The organism is Xanthobacter autotrophicus (assembly GCF_005871085.1).
Classification (GTDB): domain Bacteria; phylum Pseudomonadota; class Alphaproteobacteria; order Rhizobiales; family Xanthobacteraceae; genus Xanthobacter; species Xanthobacter autotrophicus.
Genome location: NZ_VAUP01000037.1, coordinates 210,632 through 229,977 on the forward strand (window position 1 = coordinate 210,632; position 19,346 = coordinate 229,977).

A 19,346-nucleotide genomic window follows, 5' to 3' on the forward strand; every position below is an offset into this window, starting at 1 on the left:
GGGCTCTCACGAAAGCCAGCGCTTGCGGCGCTTGTAATGCTTGATGTCGCGGTAGCTTTTCTCGCCCCGCTCCCCGGCCATGCCGAGATAGAATTCGCGCACGTCCTCGTCCGCCATCAGCCGCTGCGTAGGGCCGTCCAGCACGATCTTGCCGGTCTCCATGATGTAGCCATAGTGGGAGACGGCCAGCGCCACGGCGGCGTTCTGCTCCACCAGCAGCATGGAGACGCCGCGCTCCCGGTTGATGCGGGCGATGATGGTGAAGATCTCCTCCACCAGCTTCGGCGACAGGCCGAGCGAGGGCTCGTCCAGCAGGATGAGCTTGGGCTCGGCCACCAGTGCGCGGCCGATGGCCAGCATCTGCTGCTCGCCGCCGGAGAGATACCCCGCCCGCCCGCTCCTGCGCTCATAGAGGCGCGGGAAATAGGCATAGACCGCATCGAACGATGCCGGCCCCGCCTTGCGCCCGGTGAGGGCATAGGTGGCGGCGACGAGGTTTTCCTCCACGGTGAGGTCCTCGAAGATGCGCCGGCCCTCCATGACATGGAACAGGCCGCGCCGCACCAGCCCATGGGGCGTGAGCGCGGCGAGCGGCGCACCGTCGAAGGCGATGGTCCCCGCCGTCACCGCGCCGTCCTCCAGCTGGAGCAGGTTGGACACCGCCTTCAGCGTGGTGGACTTGCCGGCCCCGTTGGAGCCGAGCAGGGCCACCACCTGCCCCTCCTGAACGCGCAGGGAGAGGCCGCGAAGCACCTGGACCGTCCGGTTGTAGACGACCTCGATATTGCTGATTTCCAGTATGGGCTTCGCGGTCATCTTCATCACTTCTTCAGGCTGATCCAGTCGGAGGCCGGCTTCATCTGCTTGTCGGCGGCGCTATAGGAATAGATGCGGCCCACCGGCACCGAATTGCCGGGAATCGAGATAGGCACGCCGATGATGCCGCCAGTGTCGAAATCCTTGATGGTGTTGAGCGCGGCCTTGAGGTTCTTGGCGGTCAGGTCCTTGCCCGCGTCCAGCGTGCGCTTCGCCGCCTCGGTCATCAGCATGGCGGTGAGGAAGCCCTGCATGTAGCCCGTGGCCTGATAGGTGGGCCGCAGCTTGCGGATCTTCTCCAGAATGGGCGCGTCGGGGGCGGTGTCGTAATAATAGCGATACGGCATCACCCCCATGTAGCCGTCGGCCGGGGCGCCCACATTGGCCCAGAGCGAATTGTCCATGGACCAGAAGGTGCCCATGAACCGGCTCTTCAGCCCCAGCTGCTTGGCCTGGGAGAGGAATTCCGGCAGCGGCGCCAACACGTAGCCGTGGAAGATGGTGAAGTCCGGATTGGCGCGGCGCAGCTTCAGGATCTCGGTGGACACGTCCACCGCCGTAGGTGGGGTGACGATCTGGCCGACCACCTCCAGCCCCATCTCCTTGGCGCGCTTCACGCTGGCCTCGATGGGGTCGCGGCCGAACTCGGTGTCGGAATTCACGAAGACGATCTTGGCGCCCTTCTGCTGCTTCGCGATGTATTCGAGCAGGATGGCGATCATCTCCACATAGTCCGGGCCGGCCATGAACTGGAACGGATACTTTTCCGGATTGTTCAGCTCGCTGCCGAAGGAGGCGCCCGCCATGAGGATGGAGCCGCGCCGGTTCAGCTCCTCGTTGATGGTCTTCGCAAAGCCCGTCGAGTCCCCGTAATAGAGGTGAATGTCGTTCTGGGTGGTCAGCTTGTTGAAGACCGCCACCGACTGGTCCACCTTGTAGGCGGTGTCCTCATAGGCAAGGCGCAGCTTGCGCCCGGCCACGCCTCCCGCCTCGTTGGTGATCTTCACGAAATCCGAGATGCCCGCCTCGATGGCGACGCCGGCGAAAGCGAATACGCCGGTGAGCGGGATGGAGCCGCCGATCACCAGTTCCTTCTCGTCTGCGAAGGCGGAAAGCGGCGAAAAGACCGTGGATGCAAGGCCCGCCGCGGCAAGTCCCAGCACATGGCGTCGGTTCAGATCCGTCATTGGCATGTCCTCCGTACTCTTGTTCGTTCTTGTGTTTTGCTTTCGTCAGGTCTTGAACGGCCACAAATGGAAGAAGCGGCGGATGCGGCGCACGATCTCCGCCAGCCCCTGGGGCTCGAACACCAGGAAGAAGATGATGAGCGCGCCGAACACGATGGTGCGCACCGGCGAGAGCGCCGCCCCTGCATTGGGGAAGACGGGACCGAGCCACTCCACCACATATTTCAGCAGTTCCGGCACCAGCGTCATGAAGGCGGCGCCGAGAATGGGTCCAAGGATGGTGCCGAGCCCGCCCACGATCACCGCTGCGAGGAAGAAGATGGAGGTGGCGAAGGGAAAGCTTTCCGGCGTCACCACACGGAAGAAATAGGCCCACATGCCCCCCGCCACCCCGGCGTAGAAAGACGACAGGGCAAAGCTCATGAGCTTGTATTGCAACAGCGGAATGCCCAGCACCTCGGCGGAGATGTCGCGATCGCGGATGGCGATGAAGGCGCGGCCGATACGGGTGCGGAACAGGTTCGCCGCGGCGAGCACCATCAGCGCCGTAATGGGCACGATGACGAAGTAGAGCGCGAACGGCGAGGCCAGCTCGATGCCGAAGAGGCGCGCCGGCGCCACGTTCACCCCGCTCATGCCGCCCGTCACCGACACCCAGTTGGTGAAGACGAAATGCAGGATGAAGGAAGCGGCGATGGTGGCGATGGCAAGATAAAGCCCCTTCACCCGCAGGCTCGGCACCCCCACCAGCACGCCCACCGCCGCCGCGACGAGGCCAGCAGCGAAAATGTTGAGAAGGAAGGGCGTGCCCAGATGCCCGTCGAGGAACGCCACCGCATAGGCCCCCACCGCCATGAAGGCGGCCTGCCCCAGGCTCACGAGGCCCGTATAGCCGGTGAGGATGTTGAGCCCGGTGGCGCTCGCCACGTTGATGGCGACGAGGCAGGCCAGATACAGCCAGTAGGCGTTGAGCACGAACGGCGCCAGCACCAGAACGAGGGCGAGCACGATCATCCAGGCCCGCTGCGTCCGCGTGGTCAGCAGGCCCTCGTCGGCGATGTAGGTTTCCTTGGCGGTGGCGATGCGCATCAGAGCCGCTCGATTTCAACGGTGCCGAACAGGCCGTAGGGCCGGATCATCAGCGCCGCGATGAGGAGGGAGAAGGTGGTGACGAGCTTGAACTCGCCGCCAAGGAAGGTGCCCGCCCACGCCTCCACGAGGCCGATGAGCAGGCCGCCCACCAGCGCCCCGAGCACGGAATCCAGCCCGCCGATGATCACCACCACCAGCGCCGAGAGGCCGAACACCCCCATGGTGGGCGAGATGCCGCCGATGGCGCCCACCAGGATGCCCGCCCCTGCCGCGGTGGCACAGGCAACGATCCAGGCCAGCGAGAACACGCCGGGCACGTTGATGCCGCAGGAATAGGCCGCCGCCTGGTCGCTGGCGGTGGCCCGCAGCGCCACGCCGCCGCGCCAGAAGCGGAACAGCAGCAGGAACAGGGCGATGACCACCCCCGCCACGGCGAAGCCGATGGCGATCTTGCGCGAGACATAGGCCTCGCCGATGAAGACGGGCGTCGCGCCCATGAAGTCCGGCAGCGCGCGCGGGTCGGTGTTCCACACCAGTTCCACCGCGCCCATGAGCACCGAGCCGAGCCCCACCGTGACCATGAAGACGGAGATGGGGGCCTCCCCCAGCATGGGCCGGATCAGCGCCCGCTCCACCATCGCCCCCACCACGCCGCCGCCGGCGATGGCGAGCGGGATCGCCGCCCACACCGGCAGGCCGAAGCCGGCGGAAAAGGCGAAGAACAGGTAGCCGCCGAGCATGAGGATCTCGCCGACCGCCAGGTTGATGACCCGCGTCGCCTTGTAGATCAGCACGAAGGCCAGCGCGGTGAGCGCCAGCAGCGCACCGGAGCCAAGGCCCGCCAGCGTGACCTCGGCGAAGAACAGCCAGTCCATCAGGCGGCCTCCCCGACGGCGGACAGGCGACGCATCAGTTCGGCCGGGTTGCCGCTGCCGAGATAGGCGGCGGCCACCTGCGGATCGCCCTGCACCTGGGCCGGCGGCCCCTGCGCGATCACCTTGCCGAAATTGAGCACCACCACATGGTCGGAAATGTCCATCACCATGCCCATGTCGTGCTCCACCATGAGGATGGAGATGCCCCACTCCTCCTTCACGTCGAGGATGAAGCGGGCCATGTCCTCGGTCTCCTCCCGGTTCATGCCCGCCACCGGCTCGTCGAGCATGAGCAGGCGCGGCCGCATGGCCAGCGCTCGCGCCAGCTCCACCCGCTTCTGCAGGCCGTAGGAGAGCGAGGCCACGGGCTTGTTGCGGATGTGGTCGATCTCGAGGAAATCGATGATCTGCCGCTCCACCTCGGCCCGCAGTTCCATCTCCTCGCGCCGGGCAACGCCCCAATAGGCGAGCGCCTGAAGCAGGTTGGTCTTCATGTGGGCGTGGCGGCCGAGCTTGATGTTGTCGAGCACCGTCATGCCCTTGAACAGGGCGATGTTCTGGAAGGTGCGCGCCAGCCCAGCTTTGGCCCGCGCCGGCGGATGGGTGTGGGTGATGTCCTGCCCGTCGAGGCGGATATGCCCCTCGCGCGGCCGGTAGAAGCCGGAGATGCAGTTGAACAACGAGGTCTTGCCGGCGCCGTTCGGCCCGATGAGGGCGGTGATGGTGCCGGGCCGCACCTCGAACGACACGTCGGTGAGCGCCTTGAGCCCGCCGAACGACAGGCTGAGGCCGGAAACGGCCAGATGGGCGGGCGCGAGGAGGCCGGGCGCGGGGCGCGTCATCGCCCCTCCCGAGATGGCATGCCGGCGCAAGCGCGCGGCCCGGCGCGAACGGCCGAGTTCAGCGTGGTCAAGGCGTTTCCCCTCCCAAGGGTACCCAACACGGTCTGTTGCGACCCGTCCCCGGTTCTTGTCCGGGGATCTTTGACAAACGTTCGCCGTCGCCTCAGAGGGCGGAGCGGCTCAAGGCGTAACGCGCGAAGATGCGCTCGACCGGCGCGTCGATCTCACGGCCGGCACGCACGAAGCCCTTGCGCCAGTCCACCAGATGCCGGCGCATCCAGAGCCGCGCGAGTTCGAGGTCGCGCGCCTTTATGGCGTCGATGATCCTGCGGTGCGCCTCCACCATGCGCGGACCGCCCTCCGGCACCCGCCGGCAGATCATTTCGGATGAGGGAAAGAACAGCAGCGCCGCCGGCTCGCGCGCCAGCTCCAGCACCCGGTTCCGGGAGGCGTGTGCCACGAGAGCGTGGAATTCGGTGTCGATCTCCGACAGCAGCACCGGATTGCCGATGGCCTGCTCGATGCGGGACTGGTTGGCCTCAAGCGCCGCGATGACCTCCGCGTCCGCATGGGCCACCGCCCCTTCCACCGCCCCCACCTCCAGGATCAGCGCGGCGTCGAACAATTCGCGGAAGGTCACGTCCTGCAGCACCAGCGCGCGGCTGATGCGGCTCGACAGGGCATCGTAGCGCGGCTCGCAGACATAGAGCTTGCGCCCCGCCTCCCGCCGCACGAGGCCGCCCTGCTCCAGCACGCGAATGCCCTCGCGCACGGTGGAGCGATTGACCCCGAACTGCCGTACCAACGCCGCCTCGGTGCCGATCTCGTCCCCCGGGCGCAGGCGGCCGGACACGATCTCGGCCTCGATGGCCTCGGCCACCATCTCGTAGGCCGAAGGCACCCGGATGCGATCGAAACGGTCGGCAATCGTGTCGGACATGACAGCGTTTTTCCGCTTTGTCCGACAAACGGTCTCACCGCCATCGCGGCTTGTCAAGGGCACGCCTGCCGGCCACGTCCGGGCCTGAAACGACCCTCTCGCGCCACTGCGGAAGCGCGGACCACATTCCCCGCCCCGAGAGGCACATGGCGCCTGAGACCCAGGGACAATTTCAGCTAAAGAAGAAGCCTGCGCCGCATGCCCCCATCCGGCGCGGGCCACATTTTTCCGTCACGGGCCAGACCATGCAGCATTCCGCTTTCATCCGCTCCGGCGGCGAGATCCTGGTGGACGCGCTGAAGATCCACGGCGTCGACACCGTCTATTGCCTGCCGGGCGAGAGCTTCCTGCCCGTCATCGACGCCCTCGCCGGTGCCACCGACGCCATCCGCACCATCGTCACCCGCCACGAGGCGGCGGCGGCCAACATGGCGGAGGCCCACGGCAAGCTCACCGGGCGGCCCGGCATCTGCTTCGTCACCCGCGGGCCGGGCGCGAGCCATGCGGCCATCGGCATCCACACCGCATCGCAGGATTCCACCCCGCTCATCCTCTTCATCGGCCAGGTGGGCACGTCCATGCGCGGCCGCGAGGCGTGGCAGGAGGTGGATTATCCCGCCATGTTCGGCGGCATGGCCAAGTGGGTGGTGGAGGTGGACCGGCCGGAGCGGCTTCCCGAGCTTATTTCCCGCGCCTTCCATGTGGCGGTCTCCGGCCGGCCCGGCCCGGTGGTGGTGGCCCTGCCCGAGGACGTGCTGGGCGCCTCGGCCGAAGTCGCGGATGCCCAGCCCTACAAACGCGTCGCCGCCCATCCCGGCGCGGACGACCTTGCCCGCCTCACGGCCATGCTGGAGGCGAGCGAGCGCCCCTTCATTATCGTCGGTGGCGGCGGCTGGGACGCCAAGGCCTGCCGCGATTTCCAGCGCTTCGTGGAGGCCTTCGACCTGCCGGTGGCGGCGGCCTTCCGCCGGCAGGACATCCTCGACAACCACCATCCCAATTATGTGGGCCACGCCGGGCTGGGGCCGAACCCCAAGCTGGTGGCGCGCATCCGCGCCGCCGACCTGATCCTCGCCATCGGCCCCCGCCTCGGCGAGACCACCACGGCCGGCTACACCCTGTTCGAGCTGCCGCGCCCGGCGCAGCGCTTCATCCATGTCCATGCCGATCCGCTGGAGCTGGGCCGGGTCTATCAGGCCGACCTGCCCATCAACGCCGGCGTGCGCGAGTTCGCCGCCGCTGCCGCTGTGCTGAAGCCCCAGACCTCTACCGGTGGGCCGGCGCCATGGAGCGCCGGGGTGAAGGCCGCCCGCGCCGACTATCTCGCCGACCAGATCCCCGGCTCCATCCCCGGCTCCTTGCCCGGCCGGCTCGATCTCGGCGCGGTGATGGTGCATCTGCGCGAGACCCTGCCCAAGGATGCCATCTTCACCAACGGTGCCGGCAATTACGCCATCTGGGTGCACAAGTTCCACCGCTACGGCGGCTTCCGCACCCAGCTTGCCCCCACTTCCGGCGCCATGGGCTACGGCCTGCCCGCCGCCATCGCCGCCAAGCTCCTGGAGCCGGCCCGCGACGTGATCTGCTTTGCCGGCGACGGCTGCTTCCAGATGAGCGGGCAGGAGTTGGCTACCGGCTGCCAATATGGTGCTGGCGTGGTGGTGATCCTGGTCAACAACGGCATCTACGGCTCCATCCGCATGCACCAGGAGCGGGAATATCCCGGCCGGGTGTTCGCCACCACGCTGGAGAACCCCGACTTTCCAGCCCTGGCGCGGGCCTATGGCGCGTTCGGCGAGCGGGTGGAGGAAACGGACGCCTTCGCCGACGCCCTCAATCGCGCCCGCGCCTTTGCGGCGCAGACCAACAAGCCGGCCCTGCTGGAACTGGTGATCGATCCCGAGGCCATCACGCCGTCGGCCACCCTCACCGGCCTGCGCGCGGCGGCGTTGAAGGCCGGTGCTGGCGGAAAATCTCCGCCCGACGGCGGCAAAGATCACCGGTGAGCCCCTCCAAAGGGCGCATCACCGGCACCATCAGATGCGACGGACGCGGGGAGGCCGCAGGCAGCGGCGTCAGTCCGGGCCGGAGCCCTGGCGCAAGGACGAGGGCGTCCGCCCGAAGCTCTTGCGAAACAGGCGGTTGAAGGTGGCGATGTCGTTGAAGCCGGCTTCGAAGGCGATGTCCGACACCTTCTTGGCCGCATTGGCTGGATCGGCCAGGGCGCTGTGGGCGAGCTGGAGGCGCGACCAGGTGAGGTGCTCCTTCAGCGTAACGCCATGCTGCTGGAACATCTTCTGAAGGGTGCGCACATTGATCTTGTGGCGCTGCGCCACCTGCGACACGCCGAAATCATGACGGCTGCAATTGGCGGCGATGTCGAGCAGGATCTGCTGGTAGAGCGTATCCCGGCCATCCCGACTGCGGGCGTCCAGGCTTCCGCCAGGACCCGCCGCGAAGGCCAGGAGGCCGAGCAAGCCGCTTTGACAGAACAGGGCCAAAGCGGGCGGAAGGGTTCGACCGGGAAGGCCCGCGGCGTGCGAGACCAGGATGTCCAGCGCCGGGTCCGGCCCCGCGGAAAGCCCGAACGGCATGGCCTTGAGCGCGTCGACGTGCTTTAGCGCCGACCGGGGAAGAAGCACGAGGGTCACCTCGCCGGCCGCATAGTCCAATTCGGCGGCCCGCGCCACCACCCCAAGGAAGGCTCGCCCCGCCTCCACGACGACTGGTTGCAAGTCATCGATCTGCACCGTGGCAGATTCGGAACACCGGCCTATGAAAATGCCCGGCTCGGGCGACGAGCTGACGTGAAAACTGCCGGGCTCGAAGGCGTTTCCACCAATAATCGTAACCGAATGCAAAACCGTAACGTGGAAGGGTGAAGCGTTTCCCCCCTCGGAATGCTCGCCCCCCGTGTGTCGGCGATCCCCAATCGATCCAAATGATGAAATGGCAGTCGATGCCGTCTGCACCGCATTGGCACCAATACTTAACCTGTAGGGCTTTGGCGTTTTGGTTGCGTCACTTATCACTGGACGGTCACTCCCCCTAACGGAGGGGAGAACAATCCAAACAGAGTCTAAATGCAAACTATCGTACTATTGTACCTCCAATAAACTTGCGTCAGCGATCCTGTCGCAAGGTATCATTCACCCGAATTGACCGTCACAATCCATCGTAACATATTATATTATATTGCTTATTTAGCGTTTCATGCAAAACTGCAACACCCACGGCGAATATGTATAAGTTCGTATTTTGAGTAGCAAAGATTCGTTACATGCGGAGCGCTGATTGCGCCAGCTGGATAAGTTCGCTGGAGTTGCATGGTGCCCTAAGCGCATCTGCATCCAAGGGTCGCAACGCGGACAAAGCGCCGCGACCGAAGCAATGTTTTTCCGGCTGGTTCAGGGCACCGGCCGATTACTGGGGGTTCAGATGGCCAATACGGGCGGCACCATCCTTTCGGGCGCTTCTGGGGAAATCTCCCTGCGCCACCGGCGCACCCGCGCCCTCCTCCTTAGCTCGGCGCTGGTTCCGGCCCTCGCCGTGGGCGCACTCCTGGTGCCGACCGCGGCCGAAGCGGCCTGCAACAATGCGATCAACCCGTTTGGCAACGCCACGCTGAACTGCAACTCGGGCGCCGCCTTGGGTGTGATCGGCACTGCCGGCAACAACCTCACGGTTAATCTTACCAACGGTGCGAACGTTGGCGGCGCTGGCATTGTCGGTTCGGCCGGCAACAACATCATCGTCAATACGTCGGGGACGACCACCTCCGCCGGATTGCTGAACGGCATGTCGTACGACGCCGATGGCGACATCACGATCACGAACTTCTCGAGCACCACCTCGGGCGGCGTGAACGGTCTCGTCCTCACCGCCGACGGCGACATCAATCTCAACGGCTTCAAGGGCCAGGCCACCGGCGTGCTGGGCGATGGCATCAGCGCCACGGCCGGCGGCAACATCACCGCAAACAACTTCACCACGCCCGCATCGGGCTCCGCCCCCCATATTTCCGGCCTGATCAACGGCCTGAGGCTCGAAACCGACGTCGGCAACATCAGCGTCCAGAATTTCGCCACCTCGGCGCAGGGCGGCGTAACTGGTATCAATGCCTCCACCTCGGTCGGCAACATCAACCTTTCCGGCTTCTCCGGCTCGTCGAATGGTGTGCTGTTCGACGGCATCCAGGCCCAGACGGCGGCCGGCAACATCGACGCCAACAACTTCGCCAGCACCGCACTGGTGACCGGTGGCGTGAATGGCCTCGACCTCTCGGCCAGCGTCGTCGGCAACATCAACGTCAACAACTTCGCCGGCACCGCTCAGGGCACGCTGGGCGCTGGCATCCTGGCCCAGACCGCCCAGGGCGACATCAACGTCAACAGTTTCTCCGGCACCGCCCAGGGCGGCCTCGCCGGCCTCGCCCTCACCACCGACAACGGCGACATCAACGTCATCGGCTTCTCCGGCACCGCTCAGGGCACGCTGCCGCTGGTGAGTTCCGGCATCTTCGGCTCCGCCGACGAGGTCATCACCGTTGCCACCACCGGCAACGCCAACATTTCCGGCGGCCTTGCCGGCATCAACCTGGTCCAGCGCGGCGATGACGTGAACGTCACGCTGGGCGGCGCGACGCAGGTGAGCGCTGGCCCCCTCGGCTTCGGCGTCCTCGTCAACAGCCAGTATCAGGCCAACGGCAACGTGGACGTGAACACGGCTGGCGGCACCACCGTCTCCGGCGGTCTGGCGGGTATCGCGATCAACAAGACCAGCATCGGCGGCGATGTGACGGTCAACACCAACGGTATCGTCACCGGCACTTCCGGCGTGGGTATCGGCGTCAACGCCGTGATCGACCAGTCGACCACCACCAACATCACCTCTTCCGGCACCACGAGTGGCGGCCTGGGTGGTATCGCGGCCTCGACCACCAGCGTCTTCGGCAACGCCACCAGCACCATCGACACCTATGGTCCGGTCAGCGGCGGCGCGGGCGTCGCCATCACCGGCCTCGCGACGGCGCAGAGCGGCGGCAAGAATGCCACCAGCACGGTCGAGCAGCACGGCATCATCAACAACTCGGCCGCCGGCATCCTGGCCAGCGCCACCGCCGGCAACATCGCCACGACCAACGTGCTGGTGGACAACACCATCGACGTCACCGGCTTCGGCGTCACCGCACTCGCGTCCGGCAAGTCCGGCTCGGTGACGGTGGAAACCACCACTGCTGGCATCATCACCTCGGGCGGTTTCGGCATCCTGGCCGGTGCGACCGGCAATGACTTCACCGTCGACGTGACCACCAACGCCGCCATCACCGCCGGCTCCCAGGGCATCATTGCCGGCCTCAGCGGCAACGACGGCAAGGTCACCGTCATCACCAACGACACGATCGGTGCCGGCAGCCAGGGCATCGCAGCGGGCATCATCGGCAACAATGGCACGCTCGACGTGACCACCAACGCCGCCATCACCGCCGGCTCCCAGGGCATCGTCGCAGGTATCCTCGGCAACGACGGCACCGTGACGGTGACCAACAAAGCCACCATCAATTCGGTGGGTTCGGGCATCATCGCCTTCAACTCGGGCGGCGACACCACGGTGAACGTCCAGGAGAAGATCTCGTCGCAGGGCCTGTTCGGTGCGGCGGCCTTCGCCGGCGGCACCGGTGACGCCATCCTGAACGTCAACGCCGTCATCGACCCGCCGGTCATCGGCGGCGCCGCGGTCACCTTCGGCTCAGGTCTCGCCCAGGCCAATGTGAACGCCAATGTCCAGGCCACCGGCATCGGCATCCTGGCCGGCAACGTGGGCACCGGCGACATCGACGTGAATATCTTTGCCGGCGCGCCGATCCAGTCCGACGGCATCGGCATCTCCACCTTCAAGGTCGGCGACTCCGGCGCGACCACCATCGATGTGGACTCGGCGATCGGCGGCCTCAGCCAGGCCGCGACCGGCGGCGACGGCATCACGGCGGTGGCCATCAGCCTCTCGCCCACGGCCAACACGCCCATCACCATCAACACCACCGCCAACGGCACCATCAATGCCGGCGATGACGGCATCTCGGTGAACCTGCTGGGTGGCGGCGACGTCAACGTCACCACCAACGCCCTCGTCACCGCGGGCGACGATGGCATCCAGGTGCGCAGCATCGCCCTGTCCACCGGCAACGTGACGGTGACCAACGAAGCCGCCGTGAACGCCGGCGACAACGGCATCTTCATCCTGAAGGGTGGCGATGGCGACGTGACGGTGAACGCCAACGCCAACATCTCCGCCGCCACCGGCAACGGCATCGAGGCCAACGCCCTTGGCGGCACCGGCAACGTGACCGTGGCCCTGAAGGATGCCACCACCATCACCGCCGATGACATCGGCATCATCGCCTCCAAGTCCTTCGGGACCGGCGACGTGAAGGTGACCATCGGCGAAGGCAGCACCATCGATGCCAACCTCGGCGGCATCGTGGCCCTCAAGGCCTTCGGTGACAGTGCCAGCGGCACCGCCGTCCTGGTGGAGACCGGCAAGAACAGCTCGATCACCGCGACCAACGGCATCGGCATCACCGCCGGCCAGGGCTTCGGCGACGGCAACCTGGTCGTCACCACCGGCGAAGGCAGCACCATCAATGCCGGCCTCGGCGGCATCGTGGCCCTGAAGCTCTTCGGCGACAGCGCCACCGTGGGCGGCGACGCCGTCACGGTGACGACCGGCAAGAACAGCGCCATCAACACCGCGGGTGTCGGCATCACCGCCGGCCAGTCCTTCGGCGACGGCAACGTGGTCGTCACCACCGGCGAAGGCTCCACCATCGGTAGCCTTGCCACCCCGACCTTCGCTGGCATCATCGCCGGCAAGGCCTTCGGCGACGGTAACCTCACCACCACCACCGGCCTCAACAGCATCATCTTTGCCGGTACCAACGGCATCACCTCGGCGCATCTCTTCGGAACCGGCGACAACACCGTCACCACCGGAGAGAACTCCGCGATCCTCGCCGGCAACGACGGCATCTACGCGACCTCCCTGTTCACCACGGGTGCGACCAACGTCACCACCGGCACCAACAGCCTGGTTTCCGCGCTCGACGACGGCATCGTCGCGAACAAGTTCGGTGGCTCAGGCGATGTGTCCGTCACGGTCGGCTCCACCGGCTCCGTGGAAGCCGGCGACGACGGCATCCGGGTGTCCAACCGCTCCTTCGGGGCCGGCGACATCTACGTGAACGTGCTCGGCGGAACCTCCGTGAAGGCGACGCAGGTTATCGCTGGCGACGACGCGATCCACGCCCACGGCTGGGACAACGTCAACGTCACCACCGGCTCCTATGCCCTGATCATCGGCGACGCCGACGAAAACGGTGTCGGCAACGCGATCCGCATCTCGGACGCCGATATCGCCACTGTGAGCATCGGCGCCAACAACGTCGTGTCCGGCTCGGGCCAGACCTGGTCCAACGCCGTGATCTCGGTGCGCAGCGATGACGCCACCAACATCACGGTGGGCGCGGACTCGCTGGTGAGCTCCTGGGCCTACGCCTTCCATGGGGATGTCGTGACGGCGGCGAGCCAGATCGTCATCGACACCGACGGCGGCGCCACCACCATCGACAACTTCGGCACCATCGTCGGTCGCGTCGGCCTCACCGGCAACGACGACGTCTTTAACAACTACAGCTCGAACACCTGGGTCACGGTCGGCAACAACTACTTCGGTGGTGGTACCGACGCGATCAACAACCCCGGCCGGATCGTCACTGCGCTTCAGGGGGCCGTGGCTGAAACCACCTCCTTCTATAGCCTCGAGACCTTCAACAACGGCGATGGCGCCTATGTGGGCGCGGGCCTGCTCGACCTTCGGGACGAAGCCCCCGGCCAGATCGCCTGGAACGGCGCCCGCGACGTGACCTACGTGAGCGGCGTCTTCCACGGCGTCGGCAACAGCACCGTCGGCCTCGACAGCTTCCTGGGCGCGGCCGGCTCCACCTCGGACATCCTGCAGGTGGGCGGACGTGACGTGAACGGGGACGCCATCGCCGGCCTCGTCACTCCCGGCCAGACCGCGCTGCTGATCCACGACGTCAACACTGGTGCCGGCGCGTGGAACCTCGCGGGCATTAAGGTGGTGGACGTGGTCGACCCGGCCGGCGTCACCTACGGCAAGAACACCTTCGGCGAGACCCCGAGCTTCGTGATCTCTTCGGCCTCGGCGAACTACAGCGCCAAGTTCGGCGGCGTGATCGACAAGGGTCTGTTCTTCTACGACCTCGTGGCCATCGGCAACGACCAGTACCTGATCGGCCTGCCCGACCAGGAAGTGTTCGAACTGCCGAAGCTGGTCACCGGCGCCCAGTCCGTCTGGCACGAGACCACCGGCGTGTGGCTCGACCGTCAGGCTGACCTGCGCACCTACCTGCAGGGCACCACCACGACCCTCGTCACCAAGGAAGGCGTGAAGACCGTCAACGGCGCGCCCGCCTCCGTCACCCCCGGTGTCTGGGGCAAGGTGGTCGGCAGCTGGGGTTCGCGGGACGCTTCCGACAGCTACAGCGCCTACGGCCGCAACTACAGCTTCGACACCGGCTACGACCAGAACACCTACGGGTTCATGGCCGGCGCCGACTTCGGCAAGGAAGGTGTCTTCGGTCCCAACGACGCGGTGGTGTTCGGTGTCCTCGGTGGCTATCTGACCTCTGACCTGTCCTTCTCGGGCTCGCCCAGCACGGCGGACTACTCGGGTGGCACGGTTGGCGTCTACGCCACCTACATCAACAACAACTGGTACCTCGACGCCCTGTTCAAGGCCGACTTCCTCTCCATGGACTATCAGGCGCCTACCCTGGTCGGGGCGGGCTACTTCGGACAGTCTCCGGATGCCAAGAACTACGGCTTCGTGATCGATACCGGTTACCGCTTCTACAAGTGGGGCGCGACCGGCTTCGTGGATGGCCTTGCCACCCTCAGCTACGTGAACACCAACATTTCCGACCTCACCATCGCGTCCGGCACGCTGGTGGACTTCGGAAACAACGACAGCCTGCGGGGCAGCGTCGGCCTCCGGGTCGGTGCCAACGCCTACGACGCGGCCACCTACCGGGTCGAGGCCAGCCTCACCGGCCGCCTGTGGTACGAGTTCCTCGGCGACAATGCGGTCACGATCTACAACCCCGGCCTGCCCTTCACCACCGTCGACACCTTCGACGGTCTGTTCGGCGAAGTCGGCGTGGGTCTGAACTTCTTCGCCAAGGACAGCGGCTGGAACGGCTTCACCAATGCCGACATCAAGTTCGGAGACAGCTATGTCGCCGGCAGCGCGAAGGGTGGCGTTCGCTACCAGTGGTGAGATCGCCCGATCGGGTTGAAATGAGGCGGCGTGCTTCGGCACGCCGCCTTTCCTAACTCCGCAGCAGGCAGATCGGCTGGGACCACCAGGCTGCCATGCTCCCACGGCGCAAGTGCGAGATGTCGGAGACGTCCGTGACCCCTTCCAAGTCCTTTTCCCTTCGCATCGGCGCGGTGCTCGGCGCCGGTGCTGCCGTGATCCTGGCCTCGACATGGTTGGTGGCCATGTCGGCGGCCGAAGCTCAGCAGCAACAGCAGCGCCCGGCCCAGCCTGCCGCTGCGGCCCCGACGGGCCCCGTCAAGACCGAGACCCAGCGTTTCGACAGCTGGATCCTGACCTGCCAGGAGCTCCCCCCAGCGGCTGGCGCCAAGAGCTCCAAGAAGACCTGCTGGGCCACCATGCGGGTCACCGACGCCAAGTCGAACCGCGTGGTGCTGGTGCTTAAGGTCGGCCGCGACGGCAAGGATGTGCCGACCCTCGCCGTCACCACGCCAACCGGCGTGATCGTACGCGAAGGCGTCGACTTCACGCTGGGCCAGAATGTGCGGCGCCTCGCGTTCCAGACCTGCGGCCAGGCCGAGTGCGAGGCCTCCATCGCCTACGACCAGGCCTTCGCCAATGACCTCGCCGCCGCCAAGGAGGCCACCGTCGGCTTCTATCTGGCGGACGGCCGGCAGGTGAACGTCAAGGTGGCCATCAGCGGCATCGACAAGGTTCTCGCCAATCTGAAGAAAGCCTGAGCCAACCGCCGCAGTTCGGCTAGGAAGACCCTGGGATCGATGAAGCCGAACGCGCTCCCGCGTTCGGCTTTTTTTCTTTGGTCACCCGCCTGATCCTTCAGTGGCACATCCAATCCCGAACCGATCGTCACTGACCCAATGGGTCGGCCAGGCCGGGAGGGACGGGCCCGGGAACGGCGAAGAAGGGGCACCCGGCACGCCCTCCGGTGCCTCTCGGGGTGCCCCTCGGCGCGTAGACGTCACACCGGATCCCTACGTCCTGGTGAGCTCGCGTAGCGAACCACGTTGTCCGCCAGGCCATCGCTTCCTCACACGTCTGCCTTCGGAAGGGAGACGGGCTGGTCCTTCAGCAACGCTTCTGCTGTGGTCGAGCGATATGGAGACCACCTCTCGGGGAGGATATTGACAAAGCGATCGCTCGGAGCAGCTTCCGTATGGCGGCGAGGAAAATGCTGCGTCCCGGGGAATCCGGAACGCGGCCCCAAAAGCCGCCCACAACGAGGAGCGTCACGCGCCCTTAATGATGCATTTCAGACATCTTGGCCGCTGACTGCGGCATTGCCACAGGTACTGACCAGCCCCGCTCGGCAAGCCCCTCGCGGGTCAGCTTGGCGAGGTGCTCCTCAGCCACCGCGCGGAAGGTGTTGACTGGCGCTGCCTTCGCCTCCTCGCGTGCCCGCTTCTTGAGGGCCGAGGGGTCGACACCATCGACGATCGCCTTCTTGGCGTCATCGCGCCGGTCCCGCGCCTTCGCGAGCGACACCTCGGGATCTGGCCCAATGGCGAGAAGCTTCTCCTTGCCCTCAATCCGGTACTTCAGTCGCCAGAGACGCGAGCCGGTGGGATTCGCCAGGAGATAGAGACCACCGCCGTCCGCCAGCTTATAAGGCTTGTCCCCGGCCTTCGCCGCGCGGATGGCCGTGTCGGTCAGGGGCATTGGGGGGCGCCCTCAGTGGGGGGACGTTTCCGATACCCCCAAAAGTACCCCAGATTTGCCGGCTGCCAACGGATACCCCAGACACTCCCGGAGCCTCTCGGACCGGAGAATTGAGCATCTGTAAGGGCTTTTGGAGCTTTTTGCACCGACCCGGAAGGGTGAATGGTGCCCAGGAGAGGACTCGAACCTCCACGCCCTTGCGAGCGCCAGCACCTGAAGCTGGTGCGTCTACCAATTCCGCCACCTGGGCCCCGGACGGCGCGTTGCCGTCAGGCAGGGCCTTCACATAAGGGGGGGCGCGGGACCTGTCAATAACACCTACACCCCGTGCGACCGAAAGATGTGAACAAACCCGCCCCCATGCCCCCACCCGGCCGCAGTCGCGACGCTCATCCGCACCTATACCTTTGAACGAAAGACACAATTGCCGGACGCACAGGCTGAACGCTGCGCCCGCGATGGCGAAGCTCTCAACCATCGACCGACCTCCAGGCATGCCTGGCCCGACCACAAGGTCGGACCAAGAGTTGCGACCACAAGGCCCCGTTTACGCGGTGGGCGTGCCGCAGCAGAATCACTGCAGCATCAACTGCCGTGGCGTGGACCAGTCCTTCAGTGATCGAACTTCGCCGGGCGCTTCTCGATGAAGGCGGCCATGCCTTCCTTCTGGTCGGCGACGCCGAACTGGGACTGGAACACCCGCCGCTCGAAGCGGATGCCCTCGGCAAGGGTGGTCTCGTAGGAGCGATTGACGCTTTCCTTGGTCTGCATGGCCACGTGCGTGGACATGCCGGCGATGACCTTCGCCACCTTCAACGCCTCGTCCAGCAGCTCGGCAGCCGGCACCACGCGGGAAACGAGGCCGGCGCGCTCGGCTTCGGCGGCGTCCATCAGACGGCCGGTGAGGCACATTTCCATGGCCTTGGACTTGCCGACAAATCGCGTCAGGCGCTGGGTGCCGCCGGCACCGGGCATCACCCCCAGCTTGATCTCGGGCTGGCCGAACTTCGCCGTATCGGCGGCGAGGATGAAGTCGCACATCATGGCCAGCTCGCAGCCGCCGCCCAGCGCGAAGCCGGCCACCGCCGCGACCACCGGCTTGCGGGTGCGGGACAGGCGCTCCCAGGAGGTGATGAAATCGTCGAGATAGGTCGCCGGATAGGAGAAGACCTGCATCTCCTTGATGTCGGCCCCGGCGGCGAACGCCTTTTCCGAGCCGGTGAGAACCACGCAGCCGATGCCCCGATCCTGTTCGAACGTATCCAGCGCCGCGTTCAGCTCACCGATCAGCTGGCCGTTGAGCGCATTGAGCGCCTGGGGGCGGTTCAGGCGGATGAGCCCCACGCGGTCGTGCTGCTCCACCAGGATCGTCTCGTATGCCATCCCATTCCTCCTCGTCGCCCGGCGTGACGCCGGTTCAAGCTCGTCGCCCGGCATGACGCCGGTTCAAGGCTCCGCGCGGCGCCAGCACGCGCGGTCACCGTGCTGTATCGCGTCATGGGGGCGAGGCGAAGAGGCAATGCCGCACAGTCGCCGTGCAGGCCTGCCCGACCTTTGTCGAACGACCCGGGGGACCACCTCCGGCAAGCTACCTCTGACAGGTGGGGCAATAGAAGGTGGAGCGCCCGTTCTGCACGATGCGCTTGATGGTGTCCTTGCAGTGCAGGGTCTGGCAGGGCTTCCCCTCGCGGTCATAGACCTTGAAGGTGTGCTGGAAATAGCCCAGCTCGCCGTTCACCTGCCGGTGGTCACGCAGGGAGGAGCCGCCGGCGTGAATCGCCTCGCGCAGCACGTCGCGGATGGCGACCACCAACCGCTCGGCACGCTGGGTGGGCGCACCCTCGGCGGTCGCGATGGTGTGGGCGAGGCGGCGCGGCGACAGGCCGGCGCGGAACAGCGCTTCGCACACATAGATGTTGCCGAGCCCAGCCACCAGCTTCTGGTCCAGCAGCGCCGCCTTCAGCGAGATCTGGCGGCGGGCGCAGGCGCGGGCGAGATATTCGGCATTAAAGCCGTTGCCCAGGGGCTCCGGCCCGAGGCCCGCCAGCAGCGGGTGGGACATGATCTGGTCGTAGGGCACGATCAGGATCGCGCCGAAGCGCCTGGGATCGTTGAAGGTCACCGTGGCGCCGCCAGCGAGATGCAGCACCACGTGGTCGTGCGGCCCGCCCACCCCGCGCGGAAGGTGGAAGCGGCCGGGACGGCCCTTCACGGCCCCACCCTCGATGCGGATGGAGCCGGACATGCCGAGGTGAAGAATCATCACCTCGCCCCCGTCCAGATCGGCGAGGAGATATTTGGCGCGACGGCCGATGGCCTCGACCCGGCGGCCGGCGAGGCGCTCGGCGAAATTCTCGGGCAAGGGCCAGCGCAGGTCGGGACGGCGGGCCTCCGCGCTTTCAATCACGGCACCTTGCAGGACAGGAATGAGACCGCGGCGGACGGTCTCCACCTCGGGCAATTCGGGCATGTTGTTCTTAAACTCAGTGGGACGCGCCGCAACCGGCACGCGAATCTTCACGGCCTCATAGGATCGGGCCGACAGGCCCCCTGCGCAAGA

Annotated in this window: 13 protein-coding genes and 1 tRNA gene; 3 read left to right on the forward strand and 11 right to left on the reverse strand. The window is 66.2% G+C overall.

Features of this window, described 5'->3' with window-relative positions; all coding sequences use genetic code 11:
* Positions 1-6 precede the first annotated feature (6 nt).
* The 6 genes from FBQ73_RS18745 to FBQ73_RS18770 all read right to left on the reverse strand — a co-directional run bounded on the left by FBQ73_RS18745 (position 7) and on the right by FBQ73_RS18770 (position 5,752).
* Positions 7-822 carry an ABC transporter ATP-binding protein gene (locus FBQ73_RS18745; RefSeq protein ID WP_392567242.1) on the reverse strand — a complete coding sequence of 272 codons (816 nt, stop codon included), beginning with the start codon at positions 820-822 and terminating at the stop codon, positions 7-9.
* The gene (locus FBQ73_RS18750; protein ID WP_138401009.1) at positions 822-2,003 is read right to left on the reverse strand and encodes an ABC transporter substrate-binding protein; all 1,182 of its coding nucleotides are present in this window, start codon (positions 2,001-2,003) and stop codon (positions 822-824) included. The genes FBQ73_RS18745 and FBQ73_RS18750 overlap by 1 nt, the downstream gene beginning before the upstream one ends.
* Positions 2,004-2,048: 45 nt before the next feature.
* Positions 2,049-3,092, reverse strand: coding sequence for a branched-chain amino acid ABC transporter permease (locus FBQ73_RS18755; protein ID WP_138401010.1), 1,044 nt, complete (start codon positions 3,090-3,092; stop codon positions 2,049-2,051).
* The gene (locus tag FBQ73_RS18760) at positions 3,092-3,970 is read right to left on the reverse strand and encodes a branched-chain amino acid ABC transporter permease (protein WP_210236827.1); all 879 of its coding nucleotides are present in this window, start codon (positions 3,968-3,970) and stop codon (positions 3,092-3,094) included. The genes FBQ73_RS18755 and FBQ73_RS18760 overlap by 1 nt, the downstream gene beginning before the upstream one ends.
* Positions 3,970-4,812, reverse strand: coding sequence for an ABC transporter ATP-binding protein (locus FBQ73_RS18765; RefSeq protein WP_138401011.1), 843 nt, complete (start codon positions 4,810-4,812; stop codon positions 3,970-3,972). Before FBQ73_RS18765 ends, FBQ73_RS18760 begins: the two co-directional genes overlap by 1 nt.
* A 163-nt stretch (positions 4,813-4,975) precedes the next feature.
* Positions 4,976-5,752 carry a FadR/GntR family transcriptional regulator gene (locus FBQ73_RS18770; protein WP_138401012.1) on the reverse strand — a complete coding sequence of 259 codons (777 nt, stop codon included), beginning with the start codon at positions 5,750-5,752 and terminating at the stop codon, positions 4,976-4,978.
* Positions 5,753-5,997: 245 nt separating this feature from the next.
* Here FBQ73_RS18770 and FBQ73_RS18775 point away from each other — a divergent pair, with 245 nt between their 5' ends.
* Positions 5,998-7,758 carry a thiamine pyrophosphate-binding protein gene (locus FBQ73_RS18775; protein ID WP_138401013.1) on the forward strand — a complete coding sequence of 587 codons (1,761 nt, stop codon included), beginning with the start codon at positions 5,998-6,000 and terminating at the stop codon, positions 7,756-7,758.
* 69 nt (positions 7,759-7,827) lie between these two features.
* Here the strand turns inward: FBQ73_RS18775 and FBQ73_RS18780 are convergent, their stop codons facing one another.
* Positions 7,828-8,487, reverse strand: a complete 660-nt coding sequence (locus FBQ73_RS18780; RefSeq protein ID WP_138401014.1) for a helix-turn-helix transcriptional regulator — start codon at positions 8,485-8,487, stop codon at positions 7,828-7,830.
* 703 nt (positions 8,488-9,190) lie between these two features.
* Here FBQ73_RS18780 and FBQ73_RS18785 point away from each other — a divergent pair.
* Positions 9,191-15,109, forward strand: coding sequence for a hypothetical protein (locus FBQ73_RS18785; RefSeq protein ID WP_138401015.1), 5,919 nt, complete (start codon positions 9,191-9,193; stop codon positions 15,107-15,109).
* 134 nt (positions 15,110-15,243) lie between these two features.
* Positions 15,244-15,849: an invasion associated locus B family protein gene (locus tag FBQ73_RS18790; protein ID WP_170218971.1), complete on the forward strand. Its 606-nt coding sequence runs from the start codon at positions 15,244-15,246 to the stop codon at positions 15,847-15,849.
* A 517-nt stretch (positions 15,850-16,366) separates the two neighbouring features.
* Here the strand turns inward: FBQ73_RS18790 and FBQ73_RS18795 are convergent.
* From FBQ73_RS18795 to mutM, 4 genes are all read right to left on the reverse strand, one after another.
* Positions 16,367-16,786 carry an Arm DNA-binding domain-containing protein gene (locus tag FBQ73_RS18795; protein WP_138401017.1) on the reverse strand — a complete coding sequence of 140 codons (420 nt, stop codon included), beginning with the start codon at positions 16,784-16,786 and terminating at the stop codon, positions 16,367-16,369.
* 163 nt (positions 16,787-16,949) lie between these two features.
* A tRNA-Leu gene (locus FBQ73_RS18800) sits at positions 16,950-17,036 on the reverse strand.
* 362 nt (positions 17,037-17,398) lie between these two features.
* Entirely contained in the window at positions 17,399-18,169 is a 771-nt protein-coding gene (locus tag FBQ73_RS18805) for an enoyl-CoA hydratase (protein ID WP_138401018.1), read from the reverse strand.
* A gap of 205 nt (positions 18,170-18,374) precedes the next feature.
* Positions 18,375-19,256 carry a bifunctional DNA-formamidopyrimidine glycosylase/DNA-(apurinic or apyrimidinic site) lyase gene (gene mutM, locus FBQ73_RS18810; RefSeq protein ID WP_138401019.1) on the reverse strand — a complete coding sequence of 294 codons (882 nt, stop codon included), beginning with the start codon at positions 19,254-19,256 and terminating at the stop codon, positions 18,375-18,377.
* Positions 19,257-19,346: the final 90 nt, after the last annotated feature.

What these genes read in the sequence shown, in the direction of transcription:
- FBQ73_RS18745 (WP_392567242.1), bottom strand. Translation starts at nt 822, where the DNA reads ATGAAGATGACCGCGAAGCCCATACTGGAAATCAGCAATATCGAGGTC.
- FBQ73_RS18750 (WP_138401009.1), bottom strand. Translation starts at nt 2,003, where the DNA reads ATGACGGATCTGAACCGACGCCATGTGCTGGGACTTGCCGCGGCGGGC.
- FBQ73_RS18755 (WP_138401010.1), bottom strand. Translation starts at nt 3,092, where the DNA reads ATGCGCATCGCCACCGCCAAGGAAACCTACATCGCCGACGAGGGCCTG.
- FBQ73_RS18760 (WP_210236827.1), bottom strand. Translation starts at nt 3,970, where the DNA reads ATGGACTGGCTGTTCTTCGCCGAGGTCACGCTGGCGGGCCTTGGCTCC.
- FBQ73_RS18765 (WP_138401011.1), bottom strand. Translation starts at nt 4,812, where the DNA reads ATGACGCGCCCCGCGCCCGGCCTCCTCGCGCCCGCCCATCTGGCCGTT.
- FBQ73_RS18770 (WP_138401012.1), bottom strand. Translation starts at nt 5,752, where the DNA reads ATGTCCGACACGATTGCCGACCGTTTCGATCGCATCCGGGTGCCTTCG.
- FBQ73_RS18775 (WP_138401013.1), top strand. Translation starts at nt 5,998, where the DNA reads ATGCAGCATTCCGCTTTCATCCGCTCCGGCGGCGAGATCCTGGTGGAC.
- FBQ73_RS18785 (WP_138401015.1), top strand. Translation starts at nt 9,191, where the DNA reads ATGGCCAATACGGGCGGCACCATCCTTTCGGGCGCTTCTGGGGAAATC.
- FBQ73_RS18795 (WP_138401017.1), bottom strand. Translation starts at nt 16,786, where the DNA reads ATGCCCCTGACCGACACGGCCATCCGCGCGGCGAAGGCCGGGGACAAG.
- FBQ73_RS18805 (WP_138401018.1), bottom strand. Translation starts at nt 18,169, where the DNA reads ATGGCATACGAGACGATCCTGGTGGAGCAGCACGACCGCGTGGGGCTC.
- mutM (WP_138401019.1), bottom strand. Translation starts at nt 19,256, where the DNA reads ATGCCCGAATTGCCCGAGGTGGAGACCGTCCGCCGCGGTCTCATTCCT.